The organism is Streptomyces hokutonensis (assembly GCF_000376565.1).
Lineage (GTDB): Bacteria > Actinomycetota > Actinomycetes > Streptomycetales > Streptomycetaceae > Streptomyces > Streptomyces hokutonensis.
The window spans coordinates 78,048-103,493 of the sequence record NZ_BARG01000007.1; the positions used below are offsets into that span (position 1 = coordinate 78,048).

The 25,446-nt window shown below is 69.3% G+C and carries 19 protein-coding genes and 1 pseudogene; 13 read left to right on the plus strand and 7 right to left on the minus strand.

All coding sequences use genetic code 11. The features are described 5' to 3' along the window. Positions 1–9: 9 nt before the first annotated feature. The 3 genes from glpK to SSP08S_RS03045 all read right to left on the minus strand — a co-directional run bounded on the left by glpK (position 10) and on the right by SSP08S_RS03045 (position 3,585). Positions 10–1,548, minus strand: a complete 1,539-nt coding sequence (gene glpK, locus SSP08S_RS03035; protein WP_019066099.1) for a glycerol kinase GlpK — start codon at positions 1,546–1,548, stop codon at positions 10–12. A gap of 82 nt (positions 1,549–1,630) precedes the next feature. After that, on the minus strand, positions 1,631–2,410 hold the full coding sequence (locus SSP08S_RS03040; protein WP_019066100.1) for an MIP/aquaporin family protein: 780 nt from the start codon (positions 2,408–2,410) through the stop codon (positions 1,631–1,633). A 401-nt stretch (positions 2,411–2,811) separates the two neighbouring features. Further along, entirely contained in the window at positions 2,812–3,585 is a 774-nt protein-coding gene (locus tag SSP08S_RS03045) for an IclR family transcriptional regulator (protein ID WP_019066101.1), read from the minus strand. A gap of 307 nt (positions 3,586–3,892) precedes the next feature. Between SSP08S_RS03045 and metH the strand changes: the two genes are divergently transcribed. The 3 genes from metH to SSP08S_RS03060 all read left to right on the plus strand — a co-directional run bounded on the left by metH (position 3,893) and on the right by SSP08S_RS03060 (position 10,221). Beyond that, entirely contained in the window at positions 3,893–7,411 is a 3,519-nt protein-coding gene (gene metH, locus SSP08S_RS03050; protein ID WP_019066102.1) for a methionine synthase, read from the plus strand. A gap of 98 nt (positions 7,412–7,509) precedes the next feature. Next, positions 7,510–8,208, plus strand: coding sequence for an HAD family hydrolase (locus SSP08S_RS03055; protein ID WP_019066103.1), 699 nt, complete (start codon positions 7,510–7,512; stop codon positions 8,206–8,208). A gap of 414 nt (positions 8,209–8,622) precedes the next feature. Then, positions 8,623–10,221: an ABC transporter substrate-binding protein gene (locus SSP08S_RS03060; protein ID WP_019066104.1), complete on the plus strand. Its 1,599-nt coding sequence runs from the start codon at positions 8,623–8,625 to the stop codon at positions 10,219–10,221. Positions 10,222–10,376: 155 nt separating this feature from the next. Here SSP08S_RS03060 and SSP08S_RS03065 read toward each other — a convergent pair whose 3' ends face one another. Both SSP08S_RS03065 and SSP08S_RS03070 read right to left on the minus strand, forming a co-directional pair. Continuing rightward, positions 10,377–11,048: a response regulator gene (locus SSP08S_RS03065; protein ID WP_019066105.1), complete on the minus strand. Its 672-nt coding sequence runs from the start codon at positions 11,046–11,048 to the stop codon at positions 10,377–10,379. Positions 11,049–11,222: 174 nt separating this feature from the next. After that, on the minus strand, positions 11,223–12,200 hold the full coding sequence (locus SSP08S_RS03070; RefSeq protein ID WP_019066106.1) for a RecB family exonuclease: 978 nt from the start codon (positions 12,198–12,200) through the stop codon (positions 11,223–11,225). Between the two features lie 745 nt (positions 12,201–12,945). Here SSP08S_RS03070 and SSP08S_RS58700 point away from each other — a divergent pair. From SSP08S_RS58700 to SSP08S_RS03085, 3 genes are all read left to right on the plus strand, one after another. Beyond that, positions 12,946–14,598, plus strand: a complete 1,653-nt coding sequence (locus SSP08S_RS58700; RefSeq protein WP_439654569.1) for a site-2 protease family protein — start codon at positions 12,946–12,948, stop codon at positions 14,596–14,598. A gap of 50 nt (positions 14,599–14,648) precedes the next feature. Then, positions 14,649–15,551, plus strand: a complete 903-nt coding sequence (locus SSP08S_RS03080; protein WP_019066108.1) for a tRNA (adenine-N1)-methyltransferase — start codon at positions 14,649–14,651, stop codon at positions 15,549–15,551. A 241-nt stretch (positions 15,552–15,792) separates the two neighbouring features. Next, positions 15,793–16,377 carry a hypothetical protein gene (locus SSP08S_RS03085; RefSeq protein ID WP_019066109.1) on the plus strand — a complete coding sequence of 195 codons (585 nt, stop codon included), beginning with the start codon at positions 15,793–15,795 and terminating at the stop codon, positions 16,375–16,377. A 28-nt stretch (positions 16,378–16,405) separates the two neighbouring features. Here the strand turns inward: SSP08S_RS03085 and SSP08S_RS03090 are convergent, their stop codons facing one another. Continuing rightward, complete coding sequence (locus SSP08S_RS03090; protein ID WP_078532318.1) at positions 16,406–16,711, minus strand: ferredoxin; 306 nt, start codon at positions 16,709–16,711, stop codon at positions 16,406–16,408. 386 nt (positions 16,712–17,097) lie between these two features. On the opposite strand from SSP08S_RS03090, the gene arc reads away from it, so the two are divergent. The 6 genes and pseudogenes from arc (at position 17,098) to prcA (ending at position 22,992) form a co-directional block, all read left to right on the plus strand. Continuing rightward, a complete protein-coding gene (gene arc / locus SSP08S_RS03095) occupies positions 17,098–18,864 on the plus strand; it encodes a proteasome ATPase (RefSeq protein WP_019066111.1) in 1,767 nt (588 codons plus the stop codon). Between the two features lie 245 nt (positions 18,865–19,109). Further along, positions 19,110–20,621, plus strand: coding sequence for a depupylase/deamidase Dop (gene dop, locus SSP08S_RS03100; RefSeq protein ID WP_078532319.1), 1,512 nt, complete (start codon positions 19,110–19,112; stop codon positions 20,619–20,621). Positions 20,622–20,776: 155 nt separating this feature from the next. Then, positions 20,777–20,995: a ubiquitin-like protein Pup gene (locus SSP08S_RS03105; RefSeq protein ID WP_019066113.1), complete on the plus strand. Its 219-nt coding sequence runs from the start codon at positions 20,777–20,779 to the stop codon at positions 20,993–20,995. Positions 20,996–21,186: 191 nt separating this feature from the next. Further along, positions 21,187–21,372, plus strand: a pseudogene (locus tag SSP08S_RS59000) (endonuclease domain-containing protein); the annotation flags it as partial. Then, positions 21,324–22,169, plus strand: a complete 846-nt coding sequence (gene prcB / locus SSP08S_RS03115; protein WP_026178137.1) for a proteasome subunit beta — start codon at positions 21,324–21,326, stop codon at positions 22,167–22,169. The pseudogene SSP08S_RS59000 and the gene prcB, both read left to right, overlap by 49 nt. A gap of 70 nt (positions 22,170–22,239) precedes the next feature. After that, positions 22,240–22,992 (plus strand): proteasome subunit alpha, encoded by a 753-nt coding sequence (gene prcA / locus SSP08S_RS03120; protein WP_019066115.1) that lies wholly within the window; start codon positions 22,240–22,242, stop codon positions 22,990–22,992. Positions 22,993–23,071: 79 nt separating this feature from the next. Here the strand turns inward: prcA and SSP08S_RS03125 are convergent, their stop codons facing one another. Continuing rightward, the gene (locus SSP08S_RS03125) at positions 23,072–24,088 is read right to left on the minus strand and encodes a LacI family DNA-binding transcriptional regulator (RefSeq protein WP_019066116.1); all 1,017 of its coding nucleotides are present in this window, start codon (positions 24,086–24,088) and stop codon (positions 23,072–23,074) included. A 98-nt stretch (positions 24,089–24,186) separates the two neighbouring features. Between SSP08S_RS03125 and SSP08S_RS03130 the strand changes: the two genes are divergently transcribed. Further along, the gene (locus tag SSP08S_RS03130; RefSeq protein WP_019066117.1) at positions 24,187–25,446 is read left to right on the plus strand and encodes an MFS transporter; all 1,260 of its coding nucleotides are present in this window, start codon (positions 24,187–24,189) and stop codon (positions 25,444–25,446) included.

The following is a 25,446-nucleotide window of genomic DNA, read 5'->3' on the forward strand; positions in this document are numbered from 1 at the left end:
GTGGGGTTCTTACTCCTCGTCCTCGAGCCAGCCCATGGTCCGCTCGACGGCCTTGAGCCAGCTCTTGTACTCACGGTCGCGCTTCTCCGCGGCCATGTTGGGGGTCCACTCGGCGGCCCGGCGCCAGTTGGCGCGCAGGTCGTCGGTGCTGGTCCAGAAGCCGACGGCCAGACCGGCGGCGTAGGCGGCGCCGAGGCAGGTGGTCTCGGCGACCATCGGGCGCACCACGGGGGCGTCGACGAAGTCCGAGAGCGTCTGCATCAGCAGGTTGTTGGAGGTCATGCCGCCGTCGACCTTGAGCGCGGCGAGCTCGACACCGGAGTCCTTCGTCATGGCGTCCGTGATCTCACGGGTCTGCCAGGCGGTGGCCTCCAGGACCGCACGCGCGAGGTGCGCCTTGGTGACGTACCGGGTGAGACCGGCGATCACACCGCGGGCGTCGGAGCGCCAGTACGGGGCGAACAGACCGGAGAAGGCCGGCACGAAGTAGGCGCCGCCGTTGTCCTCGACCGAGAGCGCGAGGGTCTCGATCTCGGCGGCGGTGGAGATGAGGCCCATCTGGTCGCGCATCCACTGCACCAGCGAACCGGTGACGGCGATCGAGCCCTCCAGGGCGTAGACCGGCGCGTCGTCGCCGATCCGGTAGCCGACCGTGGTCAGCAGGCCCGAGTAGGAGTTGATGATCTTCTCGCCGGTGTTCATCAGCATGAAGGTGCCGGTGCCGTACGTGGACTTGGCCTCGCCCTCGGCGAAACAGGTCTGGCCGAACAGGGCCGCCTGCTGGTCGCCGAGCGCGGAGGCGACCGGGATGCCGCCGAGCAGCTCGCCGAGGCGTCCGCCGGTGACCTCGCCGTAGACCTCGGAGGAGGAGCGGATCTCCGGGAGCATGTTCAGCGGGACGCCGATGGACTCGGCGATCTTCTCGTCCCAGGCCAGCGTGTGCAGGTTCATCAGCATGGTGCGGGAGGCGTTGGTGACGTCGGTGTAGTGCTTGCCGCCGTTCACACCGCCCGTCAGGTTCCAGATGACCCAGCTGTCCATGGTGCCGAAGAGGATGTCGCCGGCCTCGGCGCGCTCACGCAGGCCCTCGACGTTGTCGAGCAGCCAGCGGGCCTTGGGCCCTGCGAAGTACGACGCGAGCGGCAGACCGGTCTCGCGGCGGAAGCGGTCCTGGCCGACGTTGCGGCCCAGCTCCTTGCAGAGCGCGTCGGTGCGGGTGTCCTGCCAGACGATGGCGTTGTGGACGGGCTCACCGGTGTTCTTGTCCCACAGCAGCGTGGTCTCGCGCTGGTTGGTGATGCCGATGGCCTTGATGTCGTCGCGGGTGATGCCGGCCTTCTCGATGGCGGAGGCGACGACCTCCTGGACGTTGGTCCAGATCTCGGTGGCGTTGTGCTCGACCCAGCCCGGCTTCGGGAAGATCTGCTCGTGCTCCTTCTGGTCGACGGAGACGATACGGCCGTCCCGGTCGAAGACGATGCAGCGGCTGGAGGTCGTGCCCTGGTCGATGGCCGCGATGAACGGTCCGGCGGTGTGGGCGTCGGTCACTGTGTGCTCCTGAGGGGTTCCGTGGTCATGAGGACTGGTTCTACGGCTGCTTCAGTGCTCGGAAGTGCTTGGAATTCTGCTTCTAAGCAAAAGCGACGTTGTAGAGGCCTGCAGCGATGGCGCCGCCGATCAGCGGACCGACCACCGGGATCCAGGCGTAGCTCCAGTCGGAACCGCCCTTGTTGGGCAGGGGCAGGAGCGCGTGCACGATGCGCGGGCCCAGGTCACGGGCCGGGTTGATCGCGTAGCCGGTCGGGCCGCCGAGCGACAGACCGATGGAGACGACCACGAAGGCGGTGATCAGGGCGCCCAGGGTGCCGAGGCCGTTGCCCTTGTCGTTCAGACCCTGCGTCAGGATGGCGAGGATCAGGACGACGGTGCCGATGATCTCCGTGGCGAGGTTCTGCACCACGTTCCGGACCTCGGGACCGGTGGAGAAGATGCCCAGGACCGGGCCCGCGCCCTTCTCCTCGGCCTCGACGGCCTTGGCCGCCGGCTCGCCGACGATCTCCTTGTCGGTCAGGTGCGCCTGGAACTGGCCGTAGTAGGCCACCCAGACCAGTGTCGCGCCGATCATGGCGCCGAGCAGCTGGCCGCCCCAGTAGATCGGGACGTTGTCCCAGCCACCGTCCTTGATCGCGAGTGCGAGCGTCACGGCCGGGTTGAGGTGGGCACCGGAGAGCGGTGCCGAGATGTACACGGCCGTCATGACGGCGAAACCCCACCCGAAGGCGATGGCCAGCCAGCCGGCGTTACGGGCCTTGGAGGCCTTCAGCGTGACGGCGGCGCAGACGCCACCGCCGAGCAGGATGAGTACGGCGGTACCTATGGTCTCGCCGATGAAGATGTCGGAGCTGGACACCCGCGACTCCTTTGTCCTTCGTCCAGGGAAGCCGAACCCCGGGTCCCGCCGGGGGTTCGTGCGCCCTCGGGGGTGAGAGCGATGCCGGCCTTTGGCGTTGCCACACTCTAGCGCGTATTGCCGGTAGGTGTTCGACAATGCCGACCGATGGACGGGAGTCTTGCTCCGGGGTTACAGGCGCGTCAAGAGTGCTGTTATCGAAAACACGATCGTTATTGATTGGCGTGAGCTATCGGTCTCGTGGTCGATGCGCACGGCAGTCGGGCGGACACTGTGTGTGGCGATTTGACGTTTTGGCCGACTTTGACGTCCAGAGTACGACTAATACCGGAACGTCCCAATGACGTTCCGGTGAGTTCTCGCTGTGAAACAGGTGAGGTCGGACTGTGGAACCGCTGAGGTCAGAACCGCCCGGCGCCCAGGTCCCGCGACACCGCGCGGGCACAGTCCCGTACCGCGGCGATCAGCTCGGGCCGCAGCGCGCCGTCCTCGTCGGGCCGGCACAGGCGCTCCACGGCGCCCGTGATGCCGACCGCGCCGACCGGCATGCGCCGCCGGTCGTGGATGGGCGCGGCGATGGACGCGACGCCCTCCCAGGTCTCCTCGACGTCGGCCGCGTACCCGCGCGCGCGGGTCACGTCCAGGACGTGCTCGAAGTCGGCCAGCTCGGACACCGTGCGCTCGGTGAAGGGCTTGCGGTCGGCCTCCAGGACCTCGCTGTGCGCGACCGGGTCGTAGGCCGACAGCACCTTGCCCAGGGCCGTGGAGTGCAGTGGCTGCATGGCGCCGATCTCCAGGACCTGGCGGCTGTCGTCGGGCCGGAAGACGTGGTGGACGATCAGGACGCCCTGCTGGTGCAGGACGCCCAGGTGCACGCTCTCGCCGCTGGAGCGGGCCAGGTCGTCCGTCCACACCAGGGCACGCGCGCGTAGTTCGTGCACGTCGAGGTACGTGGTGCCGAGGCGCAGCAGTTCCGCGCCCAGCTGGTAGCGCCCGGAGGCGTCGTCCTGCTCGACGAAGCCCTCCTGCTGGAGGGTGCGCAGGATGCCGTGGGCGGTGCCCTTGGCCAGGCCGAGCGACGAGGCGATGTCCGAGAGGCCGAGCCGTCGCTCGCCGCCCGCGAGCAGGCGCAGCATCGCGGCCGCCCGTTCGAGCGACTGGATGTTCCGTGCCATCGCCGTACTGCCTCCGTCCCGTTCGACCGCCGATGCGCGACGCTGCCGCCACCGTTCGGCAATGTCGAACACTACCGGTCCATGCCGACCTCCCGCCAATGGTCGGTCGACACCTGTTACGTCACTCGTCGCGAGAACCTAGACGGGGTTGATCCGCCCGTCACCCCGGTCCGCCCCATGGACGTGCCGAGCATTCTCCCGCCCGACCCCGTTACCCTGGCGGCGTGCAAGCTCCCCGGGGAGTTCCGTGAGAGGTTCCCAGGGAAGCCGCAAAGCCGACAGCCGTCGCACTCCAGGGAGCCCCTTCATGGCCTCGTCGCCACTGACCCCTTCTGCCGACAGCCGGACCCGTGTGTCCGAGCTCCGAGAGGCACTCGCCACCCGCGTGGTGGTCGCCGACGGAGCCATGGGCACCATGCTCCAGGCGCAGGAGCCCACTCTCGACGACTTCGAGAACCTCGAAGGCTGCAACGAGATCCTCAACATCACCCGCCCGGACATCGTGCGCTCGGTCCACGAGGAGTACTTCGGCGCGGGCGTCGACTGCGTCGAGACCAACACCTTCGGCGCCAACCACTCCGCGATGGCCGAGTACGACATCGCCGACCGCGTCCACGAACTCTCCGTGGCCGGTGCCCGCATCGCCCGCGAGACCGCCGACGACTTCGCCGCCCGCGACGGCCGCCGCCGCTGGGTCCTCGGCTCCATCGGCCCCGGCACCAAGCTGCCCACCCTCGGCCACATCGGCTACGCCACCCTCCGCGACGGCTTCCAGGCGAACGCCGAGGGCCTGCTCGCCGGCGGCGCCGACGCCCTGATCGTGGAGACCACCCAGGACCTCCTCCAGACCAAGTCGTCGATCCTGGGCGCCCGCCGCGCCATGGAGGCGACCGGAGTCGACGTACCCCTGCTGGTCTCGATGGCCTTCGAGACCACCGGCACCATGCTGCTGGGCTCCGAGATCGGCGCCGCGCTCACCGCGCTCGAGCCCCTCGGCATCGACATGATCGGCCTGAACTGCTCGACGGGCCCCGCCGAGATGAGCGAGCACCTGCGCTATCTGGCCCGCCACTCCCGCACCCCGCTGCTGTGCATGCCGAACGCGGGCCTGCCCATCCTCACCAAGGACGGCGCCCACTTCCCGCTCGACCCCGAGGGCCTGGCGGACGCGCAGGAGCACTTCGTCCGCGACTACGGCCTGAACCTGGTCGGCGGCTGCTGCGGTACGACGCCCGAGCACCTGCGCCAGCTGGTCGAGCGGGTCCGCGAGGCGACCCCCACCGAGCGCCACCCGCAGCCCGAGCCGGGGGCCGCCTCGCTCTACCAGACGGTTCCGTTCCGCCAGGACACCGCCTACATGGCGATCGGCGAGCGCACCAACGCCAACGGCTCGAAGAAGTTCCGCGAGGCCATGCTGGAGGCCCGCTGGGACGACTGTGTGGAGATGGCCCGCGACCAGATCCGCGAGGGCGCCCACATGCTGGACCTCTGCGTGGACTACGTGGGCCGCGACGGCGTCGCCGACATGGAGGAACTGGCCGGCCGCTTCGCCACCGCCTCCACCCTGCCGATCGTCCTCGACTCCACCGAAGTCGCGGTCATCCGGGCCGGGTTGGAGAAGCTCGGCGGCCGCGCGGTCATCAACTCCGTCAACTACGAGGACGGCGACGGCCCCGAGTCCCGCTTCGCGAAGGTCACCAGGCTGGCGCAGGAGCACGGCGCCGCGCTCATCGCGCTGACCATCGACGAGGAGGGCCAGGCCCGCACCCCGGAGCACAAGGTCGCCATCGCCGAGCGGCTGATCGAGGACCTCACGACGAACTGGGGCATCCACGAGTCGGACATCCTCATCGACACCCTGACCTTCACCATCTGCACCGGCCAGGAGGAGTCCCGCGGCGACGGCATCGCCACCATCGAGGCCATCCGACAGCTCAAGAGCCGCCACCCGGACGTCCAGACGACCCTGGGCCTGTCCAACATCTCCTTCGGCCTCAACCCGGCCGCCCGCGTCCTGCTCAACTCCGTCTTCCTCGACGAGTGCGTCAAGGCGGGCCTCGACTCGGCGATCGTGCACGCCTCGAAGATCCTCCCGATCGCCCGCTTCACCGAGGAGGAGGTGCAGACCGCGCTCGACCTCATTTACGACCGCCGCGCCGAGGGCTACGACCCCCTCCAGAAGCTGATGGCCCTCTTCGAGGGCGCCACCACCAAGTCCCGTACGGCGGGCCGCGCCGAGGAGCTGGCCGCCCTCCCGCTGGACGAGCGGCTCAAGCGCCGGATCATCGACGGCGAGAAGAACGGCCTGGAGGCCGACCTCGCCGAGGCACTTCAGACCCGCCCCGCCCTGGACATCGTCAACGAGACGCTCCTGGACGGCATGAAGGTCGTCGGCGAACTGTTCGGCTCCGGCCAGATGCAGCTGCCGTTCGTGCTCCAGTCCGCCGAGGTCATGAAGACCGCGGTCGCCTACCTCGAACCGCACATGGAGAAGTCGGACGCCGAGGGCAAGGGCACCATCGTGCTCGCCACCGTGCGCGGCGACGTCCACGACATCGGCAAGAACCTCGTCGACATCATCCTGTCCAACAACGGCTACAACGTCGTCAACCTCGGCATCAAGCAGCCGGTCTCCGCGATCCTGGAAGCCGCCGAGGAGCACCGCGCGGACGTCATCGGCATGTCGGGCCTCCTGGTCAAGTCCACGGTGATCATGAAGGAGAACCTCCAGGAGCTCAACCAGCGCAAGATGGCCGCCGACTACCCGGTCATCCTCGGTGGCGCCGCCCTGACCCGTGCCTACGTCGAGCAGGACCTGCACGAGATCTACGAGGGCGAAGTCCGTTACGCCCGCGACGCGTTCGAGGGCCTGCGCCTCATGGACGCCCTCATCGGCGTCAAGCGGGGCGTGCCCGGCGCGAAGCTGCCCGAGCTCAAGCAGCGCAGGGTGCGGGCGACCGCGGCCGTCACAGAGGTCGAGGAGCGCCCCGAGGAGGGCCACGTCCGCTCCGACGTCGCCGTCGACAACCCGATCCCCACCCCGCCGTTCCGCGGCACCCGGGTCATCAAGGGCATCCAGCTCAAGGAGTACGCCTCCTGGCTGGACGAGGGCGCCCTCTTCAAGGGCCAGTGGGGCCTCAAGCAGGCCCGTACGGGCGAGGGACCGTCGTACGAGGAGCTGGTGGAGACCGAGGGCCGCCCGCGGCTGCGCGGCCTCCTGGACCGGCTCCAGACCGACAACCTCCTCGAAGCGGCCGTCGTCTACGGCTACTTCCCCTGTGTGTCCAAGGACGACGACCTGATCATCCTGGACGACGAGGGCAACGAGCGGACCCGCTTCACCTTCCCGCGCCAGCGCCGCGGCCGCCGGCTCTGCCTGGCCGACTTCTTCCGGCCCGAGGAGTCCGGCGAGAAGGACGTCGTCGGCTTCCAGATCGTCACCGTCGGCAACCGCATCGGCGAGGAGACCGCCAAGCTCTTCGAGTCCAACTCCTACCGCGACTACCTCGAACTGCACGGACTGTCCGTCCAGTTGGCCGAGGCGCTCGCCGAGTACTGGCACGCGCGCGTGCGTTCCGAACTCGGCTTCGCCGGTGAGGACCCCGCGAACGTCGAGGACATGTTCGCCCTCAAGTACCGGGGCGCCCGCTTCTCCCTCGGCTACGGCGCCTGCCCCGACCTGGAGGACCGCGCGAAGATCGCCGACCTGCTGGAGCCCGAGCGCATCGGCGTCCACCTGTCGGAGGAGTTCCAGCTGCACCCGGAGCAGTCCACGGACGCGATCGTCATCCACCACCCCGAGGCGAAGTACTTCAACGCACGTTGATCGGATAAGTCGTACACTGGTCGGTCCACCGCAGGCCGGTCGCCCTTGTGTGTTTCAGGGGTGGCCGGCCTGATCGTCCCTCAAGGAGGTGCGCCAGGATGACCAGCACGGTTCCCGCGCTCGGAACCCGTACGGCCGAAGGCTCCGCGCTTCAGGCCGTACTCCTCGACATGGACGGCACCCTGGTGGACACCGAGGGTTTCTGGTGGGACGTCGAGGTCGAGGTCTTCGGCGCCCTCGGACACACCCTCGACGACTCCTGGCGCCATGTCGTGGTCGGCGGCCCCATGACCCGCAGCGCCGGTTTCCTGATCGAGGCCACCGGCGCCGACATCACCCTCGCCGAGCTGTCCGTCCTGCTCAACGCGGGCTTCGAGGACCGCATCGGGCGAGCCCTGCCGCTGATGCCGGGCGCCGCCAGACTCCTGGCCGAGCTCTCCGAGTACGAGATCCCCACCGCCCTGGTCTCCGCCTCGCACCGGCGCATCATCGACCGCGTCCTGACCGCGCTCGGCCCCCAGCACTTCGCGCTGACCGTCGCCGGAGACGAGGTGGCGCGCACCAAGCCCCACCCCGACCCGTATCTGTTCGCCGCCGCCCGCCTGGGCGTCGATCCGGCCCGCTGCGCGGTCGTCGAGGACACCGCGACCGGTGTCGCGGCGGCGGAGGCCGCCGGCTGTCTGGTGGTGGCCGTGCCGTCCGTGCAGCCCATCGCCCCGGCCGCCCGGCGCACCGTCGTGACCTCGCTGGAAGTCGTCGACCTGGCATTTCTGCGCGGACTGATGACCGACCGATGACGGAAATGCGTCAGCCGTTCACCGAGCGTGCAAAGTCCAATGGGAAAGGAATTCGCGCTCGGTCGACCGGTCGAATTCGGGTGCTCTCCAACCGAGTTGAGGGTGTGAGGTTCCCCACGTGCACGGGAGTCGACATCGCGGCCGTCCTGTGCTGTTCACCCCATTTCTGAGGCCGATCACGCACCGTTGTGTCCCGATTGGTGAAACGCTGCACTAATCCTTCCGCCGACGGGTTTTCGGTCTGTCCACAGCCGGTTCCGCAGCGTGATGGGAACTCAACTACGGTGGCCGCGAACCCCTGTGCGGGTCCGGACTAATCTCAACGCGAGAACATCGCCCTTGTCCCCGTGATCGGCGTCACCACCCCATGCATGCCGGATACACGGAATCGAACAGCTCTGGAGAAACTCGAGCATGAACCGCAAGACTTTGGTGCTGCCGGCCGTCGTCGGCCTGCTCGCGCCGGTGCTCGCCGCCTGTGGCGGTTCCGGCAGCGGGAGTTCCGGCGACGGAGCGATAGTCGTCGGCACCACGGACCGGTTCGAGGCGACGAAGGACGCTCCGGCGCCGCTCGACCCCGCCTACGCCTACGACGTCGGCACCTGGAACATCCTGCGCCAGACCGTGCAGACCCTGATGATCCAGCCCAAGGGCGAGGGCGACCCGGTCCCCGAGGCCGCCGAGAAGTGCGGCTTCACCGACACCGGCAGCGAGCGCTACGCCTGCACCCTGCGCGAGGGTCTGAAGTTCGCCAACGGCGACAAGATCACCGCGGCCGATGTGAAGTACTCCATCGACCGCGCGATGCGCATCAAGGCCGACAGTGGTGTGTTCGCCCTGCTGTCGACCGTCGACACCGTCGAGACCCAGGGCGACCGCGAGGTCATCTTCCACCTGAAGACGGCCGACGCCACCTTCCCGTACAAGCTGTCCACCCCGGTCGCGGGCATCGTGAACCCCGACGACTACCAGAAGGACAAGCTGCGCGACGGCTTCAGTGTGGACGGCTCCGGCCCGTACACGCTCTCGGTCTCGCAGAAGGACGACGCGATCACCACGGCCACGTTCACCAAGAACCCCAATTACAAGGGGACTCTGCAGGTGAACAACAGCAAGGTCGAGATGCGTACCTTCGCGGACGCCACCTCCATGGGCACCGCGCTGAGCAAGAGCGACATCGACGTGATGACGCGCACCATGTCCCCGGAGCAGATCCAGAAGCTCGGCGACGACTCGAACGGCGACATCGACCTCGTCGAGATGCCCGGTCTCGAGATCCGCTACCTGGCCTTCAACACCGACGCCGCGACCGTCAAGACGAAGGCCGTGCGCGAGGCGATGGCCCAGCTCATCGACCGCGGCGAACTCGTCTCCAAGGTCTACGGCACCGAGGCCGAGCCGCTCTACTCGATGGTCCCCGCGACCATCACCGGCCACTCGAACTCGTTCTTCAACAAGTACGGCAACCCGAGCGCCACCAAGGCCAAGTCCCTGCTGGAGAAGGCCAACATCACCACCCCGGTGAAGCTCACGCTGCACTACACGACCGACCACTACGGCTCGGCCACCAAGGACGAGTTCGAGCAGCTTCGGACGCAGCTCAACAGCAGCGGCCTGTTCGACGTCACCATCAAGGGCGAGCCCTGGTCGACGTTCGTCCCGGCCGAGCGCAAGGGCTCGTACGACGTCTGGGGCATGGGCTGGTTCCCCGACTTCCCCGACGCCGACAACTACCTCGCGCCGTTCCTCGACACGGACAACTTCCTCAAGCTGCCGTACAGCAACCCCGAGATCATCAAGACCCTGATCCCGGAGTCCCGCCGCGAGGCCGACCGGCTCGCCGCCGCCAAGAGCCTCACCAGCATCCAGGACATCGTCGCCACGGACGTCCCGCTGATCCCGCTCTGGCAGGGCAAGCAGTACGTCGCCGCCCGCGACGACATCACTGGCACCGCGTACGTGCTCAACTCCTCCTCCACGCTTCAGCTGTGGGAGCTCGGCCGCGGAGTCTGACCGCCTGACAACGCAGTGAGCAGTTCCACCAGTGGCCGGTCCCGCCCATCGCGGCGGGGCCGGCCACTGGCCTGTTGGAGGACTGAATCCGCCCCGCAGACACGGAGAGGGCGCCCCTGTCAGGAAGGGGCGCCCTCTCCGCTCTTACGTCGTCTCTACTGCGCGCCGGGGCGCACCAGCCCGCTCTCGTACGCGTACACCGCCGCCTGGACCCGGTCGCGCAGGCCCAACTTGGTGAGGACGTGCCCCACATGCGTCTTGACGGTGGTCTCGCTGACGAACAGATCGGCGGCGATCTCCGCGTTCGACAGCCCGCGTGCCACCAGCTTCAGCACCTCGACCTCACGCTCGGTCAGTGTGTGCAGGGCGTCCGGCACCGGCTCGTCACCGGACGGCAGATGACCGGCGTACTTGTCGAGCAGCCGCCGCGTGATGCTCGGCGCGAGCATGGCCTCGCCGGCCGCCACCACCCGGATCGCCTGCACAAGTTCGTTCGCCGGCGCGTCCTTCAGCAGGAAGCCACTGGCACCGGCCCGCAACGCCTCCACCACGTACTCGTCGAGGTCGAAGGTGGTCAGCACCAGCACCTTGGCCGGGCCGTCCCGCCCGGGGCCGGTGATCTGCCGGGTCGCCTCCACCCCGTCCATCCGCGGCATACGGATGTCCATCAGCACGACATCGGGCTGCAGAGCCCGCACCTGGTCGAGCGCCTGCAGGCCGTCACCGGCCTCGCCGACGACCGCGAGATCCTGCTCGGCCTCCAGAATCATCCGGAACCCGGTGCGCAGCAGCGGTTGGTCGTCGACAAGTAGGACGCGGATGGCCACGTGAGTCTCCTTCGCTAGCCCGGGCCCATTCTGCCCTGCGCGACAGGTGACTACCCGACCGGGCCGACGGGGCCCACCGGGAGGGCGTGGGCCGCTGACTTCGGGGGCGGTGCCGGAGTGGGCCGCTGCGCCGTCGCCTCATCGCCTCGTGGGCTGAAGCGGCGTCGGCTGCCGCTAGCCCCCTGTGGAGTCACCGTCCGCTGCAGTGCCTTCGGTCGGGACACTGCCGGGCGCCCGCACCGGCAGCGGATACGGCGGGGGAGTGCCGCCGAACTCCGGGCACACCGCCTGGTGGTCGCACCAGCCGCACAGCTTGGTCGGCCGCGGCAGCCACTCGCCCGTCTCCGTGGCCAGCCGGATCGCCTCCCACAGCGCCAGCAGCTTGCGCTCCACCCGCTCCAGATCCGCGAGGACGGGGTCGTACGTCAGCACGTCCCCGCTGCCCAGGTACACCAGCTGAAGCCGCCGCGGCACGACCTGCTTCAGCCGCCAGACCACCAGCGCGTAGAACTTCATCTGGAACAGCGCGCCCTCGGCGTACTCCGGCCGAGGCGCCTTGCCCGTCTTGTAGTCGACGATCCGTACGTCACCCGTGGGTGCCACATCGACCCGGTCGATGATCCCGCGCAGCTTCAGCCCCGAGTCCAGCTCGGCCTCGACGAACATCTCGCGCTCGGCGGGCTCAAGCCGCGTCGGATCCTCGAGGGAGAACCAGCGCTCCACCAGCCGCTCCGCCTCCCCGAGCCAGCGCGCCAGCCGCTCGCCCTCCGGATCGTCGGCGAACAGCTCCACGACCTCCGGCCGGGTCTCCCGCAAGCGGTCCCACTGCCCAGGGATCAGCGACTTCGCGCGCGGCGCCGTACGCTCGGCGGCCGGCGCGTCGAAGAGCCGCTCGAGGACCGAGTGCACCAAGGTCCCTCTGGTCGCCGCCTCGCTGGGCTTCTCGGGCAGCCGGTCGATCACCCGGAACCGGTACAGCAACGGGCACTGCATGAAGTCGCTGGCACGCGAGGGGGACAGCGAGGCGGGCGCTATGGCGACACGCTCGACCACACCCACCGTCGCCGTCTCCACTGCCGCTGCCGCGCCCGGCTCCGCCGTCGCGCCCTCGTCGCCGACTGTCCCCGCGACGCCCTCCGCACTCGTCTCCATGCCCACAGACCTTACGGCCCGCCACTGACAGTGACCCGCCCCCGCCCGACGCGCCCGCGACAGCCGGGGAAACACGGGGGGTGCCGGGGCGGAACGCGTCGCGACCGCCGCATACCATCGACCCGAGACCCCTCCGCCCGGCTGGCGCGGAGGACGCTTCGAACGAGGGGACACCGTGGACGAGAGCGGCGGCAGCGCACAGCCGCGGTCCGGCAACGACGAGCCGACCGAACACGCCACGGGCGCCACGACCCCGGCCGCCGATCCCGGCACCCCCGAACCGAAACACGACTCCACCCCGCACAACGGCGCCGAGCGGCCCACCCGCCACGTCGAGAACCCCGACACGCCGCCCACGAACCACACGAAGCCAACCACCTCCGACGACCCGGAGACCCCGACTCCGTCCGGCACGACACCGACGGACCGCGACGAGCCGGCACCAGCGTCCGAGCCCACCGCGACCGACGGCCCGCCGTCGCCGCAATCGGTCACGCCGTCCGACATCACCACCCCGCACGAAGTCCTGCCGACCCGAGCATCGGCCACACCGTCAGCCGACTCTGCCCCGGACGACGGCCTGTCGGCGCGGGCATCGGGTACGCCGTCGGCTGACTCTGCCCCGGACGACGACCCGTCGGCGCAGGCTTCGGGTACCCCGTCTGCCGACTCGACCCGGCACGACGATGTGTCGGGTCCGGTATCCGGTCCGCTGTCGGCTGACTCTGCCTCGGACGACGGCCTGTTGGCGCAGGCTTCGGGTACCCCGTCCGTCGACTCCACCGGGCACGACGACGCGTTGGGGGCGGTATCCGGTCCGCTGTCGGCTGACTCTGCCTCGCACGACGGCCTGTTGGCGCAGGCTTCGGGTACGCCGTCCGCAGGCTCCGCCCCGCACGAGGCCGCACCGGCGCCTGAAGCGGGCACGCAGTCCGGCGACTCCGCCGCGAACGCCGACCCCTCGTCGCCGGTATCGGGCACGCAGCCCGCCGACTCCGCCGCTCCGTCGACCCCGGTATCCGGCACGCAGTCCACCACCCCCACCCCACACCCCGACACGGACACCGCGACCGGCACCCCCGACGTAGGCACCACCCCCCACGCCGACCAGCCCCCCACCGACCGGGCCCCCGACCGCCCCCACGCCCACACAGAGCCGCACCCTTACACGGACGCGCCCACACCCCCCGACGCCCTCCCCACCGGCACCCCCATGCCCAAGGGACGCCCCCCGCAGCGCCCCAAGGAGCCCGGTGGGGGCCTGCTGATGGGGCGGCCCTTCGGGGTGCCCGTCTACGTGGCGCCCAGCTGGTTCCTCGTCGCGGCGCTGATCACCTGGGTGTTCGGCGGCCAGCTGGACCGTGTGCTGCCCGAACTCGGTGCCGCCCGCTACCTCGTGGCCCTCTTCTTCGCGGTCGCCTTCTACGGCTCGGTCCTGGTGCACGAGCTCGCGCACACCGTCGCCGCCCTCCGTTTCAAACTCCCGGTCCGCCGCATCCAGTTGCAGTTCTTCGGCGGGGTCTCCGAGATCGAGAAGGAGGCCGAGACCCCCGGCAGGGAGTTCGTGCTGGCCTTCGTGGGCCCGCTGCTCTCGCTGATCCTGTCGGGCATCTTCTACCTGGCCATGCAGCCTGTGGAGCCCGGCACCGTCCCGGGCGTCCTGCTGGCCGGCCTGATGGTCTCCAACCTCATCGTGGCCGCCTTCAACCTCCTGCCCGGCCTGCCCCTCGACGGCGGCCGGATGCTCCGCGCCGTCGTCTGGAAGATCACCGGCAGGCCCATGAGCGGCACGATCGCCGCCGCCTGGGTCGGCCGCGCCCTCGCCGTCTCCGTCCTGATCGGCCTCCCGCTGCTCACGCAGACCGGCGCCCTCGGCACCAACACCGAGGACATCAGCGGCATGGACACCGTCACGGACGCCCTCCTGGCCGCGATCCTCGCCGCGATCATCTGGACCGGCGCCGGCAACAGCCTCCGCATGGCCCGCCTGCGGGAGCATCTCCCTGACCTCCGCGCCCGCAACCTCACCCGCCGCGCGGTCCCCGTCGAGACCAACACCCCGCTCTCCGAGGCCCTGCGCCGCGCCAACGCGGCCGGCGCCCGCGCCCTGGTCGTCGTCGACGCCGACGGCCAGCCGCTCTCCCTCGTCCGTGAGGCCGCCATCGTCGGAGTCCCGGAACACCGCCGCCCCTGGGTCTCGGTCAGCGGCCTCGCCCAGGACCTCACCGAGGGCATGCGCGTCTCCGCGGAACTGGCCGGCGAGGACCTCCTCGACACCCTGCGCGCGACCCCCGCCACCGAATACCTCGTGGTCGAGGAGACCGGCGAGATCTACGGCGTCCTGTCCGCGGCCGACGTGGAGCGCGCCTTCGTGAAGGCCATGGCCCGCCCGAACTGAGGCACGCGCGCGTGGTCGGCGGCCCCCGCAATCGCCGGTAGGCTGGTCACATGTCCGAACCGACCGGTGCCGCCCGCAGGCGCGGGCCCTTCAAGGTCGGGGACCAGGTTCAGCTGACCGACCCCAAGGGCCGCCACTACACGTTCACGCTCGAAGCGGGGAAGAACTTCCACACCCACAAGGGTTCCTTCCCGCACGACGAGCTGATCGGCGCTCCCGAGGGCAGCGTTGTCCGCACCACCGGAAACGTCGCCTACCTCGCGCTGCGCCCCCTGCTCCCCGACTACGTCCTGTCCATGCCCCGCGGCGCCGCCGTGGTCTACCCCAAGGACGCGGGGCAGATCCTGTCCTTCGCGGACATCTTCCCCGGCGCGCGCGTCGTGGAAGCGGGCGTGGGCTCCGGCTCGCTCAGCAGCTTCCTGCTGCGCGCCATCGGCGACCAGGGCATGCTGCACTCCTACGAGCGCCGCGAGGACTTCGCCGAGATCGCCCAGCAGAACGTGGAGCGCTACTTCGGCGGCCCGCACCCCGCCTGGCAGCTCACCGTCGGCGACCTCCAGGACAACCTCTCCGACACGGACGTCGACCGCGTCATCCTGGACATGCTCGCCCCCTGGGAGTGCCTGGAGGCCGTCTCCAAGGCGCTCGTGCCCGGCGGCATCCTGTGCTGCTACGTCGCGACCACCACCCAGCTCGCCCGCACCGTCGAGTCCATCCGCGAGATCGGCAGCTTCAACGAGCCGACCGCCTGGGAGACGATGCTCCGCAACTGGCACGTCGAGGGCCTGGCCGTCCGCCCCGACCACCGCATGATCGGCCACACCGGATTCCTCCTCACCGCCCGCCGCCTCGCGGACGGCGTCGAGCCCCCCATGCGCCGCCGCCGCCCCTCCAAGGGCGCCTACGGCGACGACTACACCGGCCCGAACGCGGACGGCGGTGGCGGCCGCTAGCACCCGCCGCGCCGCACCCTTGGCGGCCCTGTGCCGCACTCAACGCACGAACGCCGTGGCCGAGTTCCCGGAAGACCTCCGGAACTCGGCCACGGCGTCTTTCTTCTGACGTACCGCCACGGCCGAACCCTCCCGGGCGATCACGCGAACGAACTGCCGACCCCGCCGTTCCCCCGCATTGTGACGTGTGGCACCATGCAGGCCACCCCCACCGGCACAGCCCTCACAGGAGACACTCCTAGTGCAGCACTCCGCCGTCCCGGAACTGGAACTGGCACACACGAACACCCGGCCCATCCACTGGGTCGCCACCGCCACGGCACTTGCCGCCGTCGTGGCGCTCTCCTCGGTCCTGCAGCCCGATTCGGCGCGCGCCGCCCAGGCCTCCGGCCCGCAGACGAAGCACGCGCCCGCCACCGTAGCGGCCCCCGCGACCACAGGGGTCGACTTCCCCATCCAGTGCGGTCCCCAGAAGGCCGTCGTCCAGAAGCAGGCCTCCGGCGACCTCGACGGCGACGGCAGGCCGGAGACGGTCGCCGTGGTCCACTGCGACGCCGGCATGGGCACCCCGCCCGACGCCGTCTACGTCCTGACCCAGGCCGCCCACGCCGCCAAGCCGCGCGTGGTGGCCACCCTGATCGCGCCGAAATCCCGGGAGACGGTCACCGAGTTCGCCGTACGCGACGGCGCCGTACTCGCGACCATGCTCGGCTACTCGACCCAGGACGTGCCCAGTTGCTGTCCGGACGTCAAGGAGAGCGCGAAGTGGCAGTGGAAGAACGGCACGTTCGTCCGCTCCACGCCCGGCAACACCCAGAGCGTCTGACGCCCCGGACCCACCGCCCCGGCAGCCCTCAGGCCGCGTCGGGGCCGTAGACCTCGACCCGGTCCGCGACCCGGCGCACATGAATGCAGTCGCCGGGACACTCCTTCGCGGAGTCCACCACGTCGACCAGCAGCGGCAGCGGCACGGGCGTGGTGGCGCCCTTGGCCTGCAGCAGCTCGTCGTCCGGGCTCTTCACATAGGCCAGACCGTCGATGTCCAGCTCGAAGACCTCGGGGGCGTACTGGGCGCAGATGCCGTCGCCGGTACAGAGGTCCTGGTCGATCCAGACCTCCAGCGCCTCTCCGTCGGCCGCGGCCTCGTCCTGCACGGTGATGTCTCCTGCTTCCGCCGGGTGTTGAACGCTTCGACCCTACCTCTGCGCACCCGGGCGACACTTCCTGGAGATCCCTGGTTTCACGCCACGACATGACGGGCACCGTCCGCCCGGACACTCTCCGTCAGGGGGCGCCCCGGCGGGATTTCGCCGGGTTCCGAACCCGCCGTCACGGCAACTCACGTCCCCCATGAAGGATTTTGACCGACCCACCCTTGGAACAGTCGGCTTCTGAATCACGTTGAGTGGGTATTCAGACGGCACGAGGGAGAGCGCAGGGTGACCGACGACACACCTTGACAGTCTTTGTGATCTAGGGGTTTCAATCGACACCCACCCAGGTAGGGTCTGGAAGCGTCCAGCTCCCCTTGGAGGAGGTGAGGACCGTGGCAGCCCACGACGACGACATGAACCGCGGCATCCGCCCGGGACGAGGGTCCGACGACCCGTCCGGGCAGATTGCCTACCTTGAGCAGGAGATCGCCGTCCTGCGACGTAAGCTCGCCGACTCTCCGCGACACACGAGGATTCTCGAAGAGCGGATCGTCGAGCTGCAGACCAATCTGGCCGGAGTGTCCGCCCAGAACGAGCGACTCGCCAACACGCTCCGTGAGGCCCGCGACCAGATCGTGGCCCTCAAGGAAGAGGTCGACCGGCTCGCACAGCCACCGGCCGGCTTCGGAGTCTTCCTCGTGGCCAACGAGGACGGCACCGCGGACATCTTCACCGGCGGCCGCAAACTCCGGGTGAACGTCAGCCCAAGCGTGGATCTCGAAGAGCTCCGCCGCGGCCAGGAAGTAATGCTCAACGAAGCGCTCAACGTGGTCGAGGCCATGGAGTACGAGCGCGTCGGCGACATCGTCACCCTCAAGGAGATCCTTGAGGACGGCGAACGCGCCCTCGTGGTGGGGCACACCGACGAGGAGCGGGTGGTGCGGCTCGCCGAGCCACTGCTGGACATCACCATCCGCCCCGGCGACGCCCTGCTGCTCGAACCCCGTTCCGGCTACGTCTACGAGATCGTCCCGAAGAGCGAGGTCGAGGAACTCGTCCTCGAAGAGGTCCCCGACATCGGCTACGAGCAGATCGGCGGTCTGGGCGGCCAGATCGAGATGATCCGCGACGCGGTCGAACTGCCGTACCTCTACCCCGACCTCTTCAAGGAGCACGAACTGCGGCCGCCCAAGGGCGTCCTGCTGTACGGGCCTCCCGGATGCGGTAAGACGCTCATCGCCAAGGCCGTCGCCAACTCGCTGGCCAAAAAGGTCGCCGAGGTCACCGGCCAGGCCACCGGCAAGAGCTTCTTCCTCAACATCAAGGGCCCCGAGCTCCTCAACAAGTACGTCGGCGAGACCGAGCGGCAGATCCGCCTCGTCTTCCAGCGTGCCCGTGAGAAGGCCAGCGAGGGCACACCCGTCATCGTCTTCTTCGACGAGATGGAGTCCCTCTTCCGCACCCGTGGATCCGGTGTCAGCTCGGACGTGGAGAACACCATCGTCCCCCAGCTGCTCGCCGAGATCGACGGCGTGGAAGGCCTGCAGAACGTGGTCGTCATCGGCGCCTCGAACCGCGAGGACATGATCGACCCCGCCATCCTGCGCCCCGGCCGCCTGGACGTGAAGATCAAGATCGAACGTCCCGACGCCGAGGCCGCCAAGGACATCTTCGGCAAGTACCTCACCGAGCGCCTCCCGCTCCACCCCGACGACGTCGGCGAGCACAGCGGCGACAAGACCACCACCGTCCAGAGCATGATCCAGACGGCCGTGGAACACATGTACACGGAATCCGAGGAGAACCGCTTCCTGGAGGTCACCTACGCCAACGGTGACAAGGAAGTCCTCTACTTCAAGGACTTCAACTCCGGCGCCATGATCGAGAACATCGTGGGCCGGGCCAAGAAGATGGCCATCAAGGACTTCCTCGACCACAAGCAGAAGGGCATCCGCGTCTCCCACCTCCTCCAGGCGTGCGTGGACGAGTTCAAGGAGAACGAGGACCTGCCCAACACCACCAACCCGGACGACTGGGCCCGGATCTCCGGAAAGAAGGGCGAACGGATCGTCTACATCCGTACGCTCATCACCGGCAAGCAGGGCGCCGACACCGGACGCTCCATCGACACGGTGGCGAACACCGGTCAGTACCTGTAAAAAGCAGGGTGGCTGCGGGTGCCCTAAGCGGGTACCCGCAGCCAACTGTTTTTCAGGCCATGACCGCGACAAGGGGCGCGCAAGGCAATGACGCAAATGATCTCCCCACCAGCGCAAAGCCGTTCTAGGCTCTTCGGTACCGCCGAGTCGCGCAGTGCGGGGACGGGCACCGCACACGCACCGGAGCGCCAGCGGTACTTGAGCGGCGCCCCCGACCGAGGGCGCCGCCGGGCAAGGAGGGCCGCATGACCGTACGGCGAGTAATGGGCATCGAGACGGAGTACGGGATCTCCGTCCCCGGCCACCCGAACGCCAATGCCATGCTCACCTCGTCCCAGATCGTCAACGCCTACGCGGCGGCGATGCACCGGGCCCGGCGGGCCCGCTGGGACTTCGAGGAGGAGAATCCGCTGCGGGACGCGCGAGGCTTCGACCTCGCCCGGGAGGCCGCCGACTCCACCCAGCTCACCGACGAGGACATCGGCCTCGCCAATGTCATCCTCACCAACGGCGCGCGCCTCTACGTCGACCACGCACACCCGGAGTACAGCTCTCCCGAAGTCACCAACCCCATGGACGCCGTTCTGTGGGACAAGGCCGGCGAGCGCATCATGGCGGAGGCCGCCGAGCGCGCCGCCCAACTCCCGGGCGCCCAGCCGATCCACCTCTACAAGAACAACACCGACAACAAGGGCGCCTCCTACGGCACGCACGAGAACTATCTGATGAAGCGGGAGACCCCCTTCTCGGACATCGTGCGCCACCTGACGCCCTTCTTCGTCTCCCGACAGGTCGTCACCGGAGCCGGCCGCGTGGGCATCGGCCAGGACGGACACGAGCACGGCTTCCAGCTCAGCCAGCGCGCCGACTACTTCGAGGTCGAGGTCGGCCTGGAGACCACCCTCAAGCGCCCGATCATCAACACCCGAGACGAACCGCACGCGGACGCCGAGAAGTACCGCCGCCTGCACGTGATCATCGGTGACGCGAACCTCTCCGAGATCTCGACGTATCTGAAGCTCGGCACCACGGCCCTGGTCCTCTCCATGATCGAGGACGGCTTCATCGCGGTGGACCTGGCCGTGGACCAGCCGGTCCGCACCCTCCACCAGGTCTCCCACGACCCCACCCTCAAGCGCCTGGTCACCCTCCGCAGCGGCCGGACACTCACCGCGGTCCAGCTGCAGATGGAGTACTTCGAGCTGTCCCGCAAGTACGTCGAGGAGCGCTACGGCTCCGACGCGGACGACCAGACCAAGGACGTCCTCGCCCGCTGGGAGGACACGCTCAACCGCCTGGAGAACGACCCGATGAGCCTGGCCGGCGAGCTGGACTGGGTCGCCAAGCGGGAGCTCATGGAGGGCTACCGGCGCCGCGACGGCCTCGACTGGGACGCGGCCCGCCTCCAGCTGGTCGACCTCCAGTACGCGGACGTACGGGCCGACAAGGGCCTCTACAACCGCCTGGTGGCCCGCGGCCGTATCAAGCGGCTGCTGGACGAGGACACGGTCGAGCGGGCGCGTACGACACCGCCGGAGGACACGCGCGCGTACTTCCGCGGACGCTGCCTGGAGCAGTACGCCGACGACGTCGCGGCGGCCTCCTGGGACTCCGTGATCTTCGACCTCCCGGGCCGGGACTCGCTCCAGCGCGTCCCAACCCTGGAACCGCTTCGCGGAACGCGTAATCACGTCAAGGAGCTCCTGGACCGCTGTCGTACGGCGGAAGACCTGGTCAGGGTCCTGTCGGGCGGCTGACAGGACCCTCGGATCCGGGGCTTCGGACAGGGTGGAATGTCCGGTGGCCGGGAATCATCGAGGTGGCCGCCGTACGTTGTAGGAACTGCGGGGCCGATGTCAGTCCCTGCAAGTAGGGTCTGATCAAGAACGTCGAACCGAGCGGGGTGAGGGTTATGGCGACCAAGGACACCGGCGGCGGACAGCAGAAGGCGACGCGCTCCACGGAGGAGGTCGAGGAGCAGGCCGAGGAAGCGCAGGCTACCGACGACCTCAAGGAGCGCCACGAGAAGCTGAGCGACGATGTCGACTCGGTTCTGGACGAGATCGACGACGTACTCGAAGAGAACGCCGAGGACTTCGTGCGGTCCTTCGTTCAAAAGGGCGGCCAGTAGGTCGCTCTGCCCTTCGATTCGAAGGTGAACGGGGTGGCGTGGTGGCGGGCGAGGCGAAGATGAAGTGCTGCGTGCGGTGCGGTGGGACCAAGCCGCGCGCAGTCTTCGCATCCGAGCACACGAATCGCGTGCGATTCGGGGAGAGCCGGCCGCGTTCGGAGCGGTATTCCGAGCGGTGCAGGAATGTCTCCGCCGTTCATGTGGATCACTGCCGGGAGACGGGTAGGGTCCGTTGCGTACTGTGCTTCAACTGCAATTCGGCCATCGGCAAGTTGGGAGATGATCCCGACGCTGTTCGTCGGGCTGCCGCCTACTTGGAAGGATCCTCGTGGAAGCCAACACTCGTAGCACCGGGCGTCTACCAGCTGCCTTCCTGACGCCCGGGTCGTCGTCCTTCATGGACTTCCTCTCCGACCACCAGCCGGAGATGCTCCCGGGCAACCGGCAACTGCCGCCCACCCAGGGCGTCGTCGAGGCCCCGCACGGCACGACCATCGTCGCCGTCACGTTCCCCGGCGGCGTGGTGCTCGCCGGCGACCGGCGGGCCACCATGGGCAATGTCATCGCACAGCGGGACATCGAGAAGGTCTTCCCGGCGGACGAGTACTCGGCCGTCGGTATCGCCGGCACCGCCGGCCTCGCCGTCGAGATGGTCAGGCTCTTCCAGCTGGAGCTGGAGCACTTCGAGAAGGTCGAAGGCGCCCAACTCTCCCTGGAGGGCAAGGCGAACCGACTGTCCACCATGATCCGTTCCAACCTCGGCATGGCCATGCAGGGCCTGGCCGTGGTCCCGCTCTTCGCCGGCTTCGACGTGGACCGCGGCGTCGGCCGCATCTTCTCCTACGACGTGACGGGCGGCCGCTCCCAGGAGCTCGGCTACGCGGCCACCGGCTCCGGCTCGGTCTTCGCCCGCAGCGCCATGAAGAAGCTCTTCCACGACGGACTGACCGAGTCCGAGGCCACGACCCTCGTGGTGCAGGCCCTCTACGACGCCGCTGACGACGACTCGGCGACCGGTGGTCCCGATGTGGCCCGCCGGATCTACCCGATCGTCACCGTGATCACCGAGGACGGCTTCCGCCGGCTCACCGACGACGAGTCCTCCGAGATCGCCGCCTCGATCCTGGAGCGGCGACTGCAGCAGCCCGACGGTCCGCGCGCCGCGCTGCTCTGACCGCGGGCCCTTTCTCATTCAAGGTGATCCAGTGACTTCGACGGAACTTTAAAGAGAGGGACGGATACCGGTGTCGACGCCGTTCTATGTCTCACCCCAGCAGGCCATGGCCGACCGGGCGGAGTACGCCCGCAAGGGCATCGCCCGTGGCCGCAGCCTGGTCGTGCTGCAGTTCGCCGACGGCATTGTCTTCGTCGGCGAGAACCCGTCCCGCGCGCTGCACAAGTTCAGCGAGATCTACGACCGGATCGGGTTCGCGGCCGCCGGAAAATACAACGAGTACGAGAACCTGCGGATCGGCGGCGTGCGCTACGCCGACATGCGTGGTTACACCTACGACCGCGCGGATGTGACCGCCCGCGGTCTCGCCAATGTCTACGCCCAGACGCTCGGCACGATCTTCTCCAGCGCGGCCGAGAAGCCGTACGAGGTGGAGCTGGTCGTCGCGGAGGTCGGGGACACCTCCGACGGCGATCAGATCTACCGGTTGCCGCACGACGGTTCGATCGTGGACGAGCACGGCTCGGTCGCGGTCGGCGGCAACGCGGAGACGATCAGCAGCTATCTGGACCAGCGCCACCGCGACGGCATGACGCTCGCGGAGGCGCTCAAGCTGGCCGTGCAGTCCCTGTCCCGCGACACGAACGGCAGCGAGCGGGAGATCCCCGCCGAGCGCCTGGAGGTCGCGGTGCTGGACCGTACCCGCCCGCAGGCCCGCAAGTTCAAGCGGATCGTCGGCGGCGAGCTGTCCCGGCTGCTCGGCGAGAGCGCGGACGCCTCGTCGGAGTCCGACGACGACGGCGAGGACGACGCCGAGAAGTGAATGGGAGTTCACCCAAACCCTTAACCCCTTGTGTGCCCCGGCCGGTCATCGGCCGGGGCACACGGCGTTGCGAGGGGCCTCAGGGGCCGCTCGGCGGCGCCGTGGAGCCTCGTACGACCAGTTCCACCGGGATGTCCCCCTCCTCCGGCACGCGGCCGTCCAGGACCGCCAGGAGGGCGCGCATGCCGTGTTCCCCGAAGAGTTCGGCGTCGAGGCGGACCGTGGTGAGTTCCGGGTCGAGGGCGGTGGCCAGGGCGAGGTCGTCCAGGCCGGTGATCGACACGTCCTCCGGGATGCGCAGACCGAGGCGGCGGGCGGCCTTGTAGGCGCCGGCGGCGAGTTTGTCGTCGTCGCAGACCAGGGCGGTGGGCCGGGGACCCGGTGCCGAGAGGGCGGCGCCTGCGGCGGTCAGGGCGCCCTCGATCGAGATGGGGGCGCGGGTCGTCCGTACCGAGGTGCCTGCCACGGAGCCCACCCGCGCGGCCAGTTCACGCGCGCGCACCTCGAAGGTCCAGGACGGGATGTCCGCGGCGAGGTGCAGGAAGCGGCGGTGGCCCAGGGCCAGCAGGTGCTCGGCGACCTGGCGGACGCCGTCGGCGATGTCCAGGTTGACGGTCGCGGCGCCGAGGCTGCCCTCCGGGTCGCTGTCGAGCATCACCAGGGGCAGCTGGTCGCCGCGGATCGCGGTGAGGGCGTCGGCGGCCATGGAGGAGGCGATGACGCCGTCCAGGGCGGCCTGTGCGGAGGCGAAGGGGTCGCGGGCGGGGCCGATGCCCTCGGGGGAGGGGTAGAGGACCACGCCGAAGCCGTGTTCGGCGGCGACCCGGGCGGCGCCGGTGTAGACGCCGGCGAAGAACTCCGTGGTCAGCGCGGGGACGACCAGAAGGACGGTACGAGTGCGTCCCAGCCTGAGATTGCGGGCCGCGAGGTTCGGGCGGTACCCCAGGTCGCGTGCGGCCTCCCGGACGCGTTCGGCGGTGGTCTCCGAGACGCGGCCCCGCCACTTGTCGCCGAGCACCAGCGAGACGGCGGCCTGTGACACCCCGGCGACCTGGGCGACGTCGCGGCTCGTGGGGCGGGTGCTGCCTCGTGCCACCGTGGGGCTGCTCCTTCGGCCGGGCTCCGTCTGGACTCGTGACAGGGCACATGGTACGTATGACGATGGAAGTTATACGTAAAACGTGAGGGTGGGGCATGGCCGTGGGATATCTGGAGATCCTCAGGGCGAGACACGCCACTCGCCTGCTCATAGGCACGCTGGTCGGCCGGCTGCCGAACGCCACCGCCGCGATCGCGATCGTGCTGTTCATCCGCGCCGAGGGCGGCACCTACAGCCTCGCCGGGGCGCTGGCGGCCGTCTACGGCATCGCCAACGCGGTCGGGCAGCCCCTCCTCGGCCGGCTGGTGGACGTCCACGGGCAGCCGCGCGTGCAGCTGCCCGCCGCGATCCTCTCCGCCCTCGGGATGACCGTCTTCGCCTGCTGGGGCACCGATCCGCTCCCGCTCGCCTACGTCGCCGTGGCCGCCGCCGGCCTCTTCGCGCCGCCACTGGAGGGCGGTCTGCGCGCCCTGTGGCCGGCCGTGCTGCGCCGGGAGGAACAGGTGCACACGGCCTACGCCATGGACGCCGTGGCGCAGGAAGTCATGTTCACCGTGGGGCCGTTGCTCGTGACGGTGTTCGTGTCGCTGTGGTCCGCCCCGGTGGCGCTTGTCGTGCTGAACGTCATCGGGGTGCTGGGCGCCCTCTCCGTAGTGGTGTCGCCGCCCTCGCGCGCGTGGCGGTCGGCTCCGCGTGCCGCGCACTGGCTGGGCGCCCTGCGCTCGCCGGGGCTGCTGGCGCTCCTGGGCGCCTTCCTGTTCGTAGGGATGGCGCTCGGGTCCATCACGGTCGCCTCCGTGCCGTACGCGGACGGACACGGCGGTGACGTGGTGTACGGGTGGCTCATGGCGGCCATCGGTCTCGGCGCGCTGCTGGGCGGCACGGTCTACGGGGCGCGGCAGTGGACCGGGGTGCCCGAGCGCCGACTGCGGGTCCTGGTGGGGCTCCTGGCGGTGTGTTACCTGCCGCTGATGCTCATGCCGGGCGCGGTCGCCATGGTGCTGCTGACCGTGCTCGCCGGGGTGTTCCTCGCGCCCGCCCTCGCCTGTGCGTTCATCATCGTGGACCGGCATGCCCCTAAAGGGACGGTCACCGAGGCTTTCTCCTGGCTTGTGACGACGTTCACCGTGGGCGCCTCGGTCGGAACGGGCGTCGCGGGACCGGTCGTAGAGGCCGGCGGAGCCCTGTGGGGGTTCGCCGTGCCGGGGGCCGCCGGGGCGGTGTCGTTGCTGGTCCTGCTGGCCACCGGGCGGGTCCTCGCAGCTCCCGCCGGGGGAGCGGTCGTTGCGGCTTCATCGGAAAATGATCCAAACCGTGCGGTCGAACCCCGTTTCAGCACAGGGGATCGGGCGTAA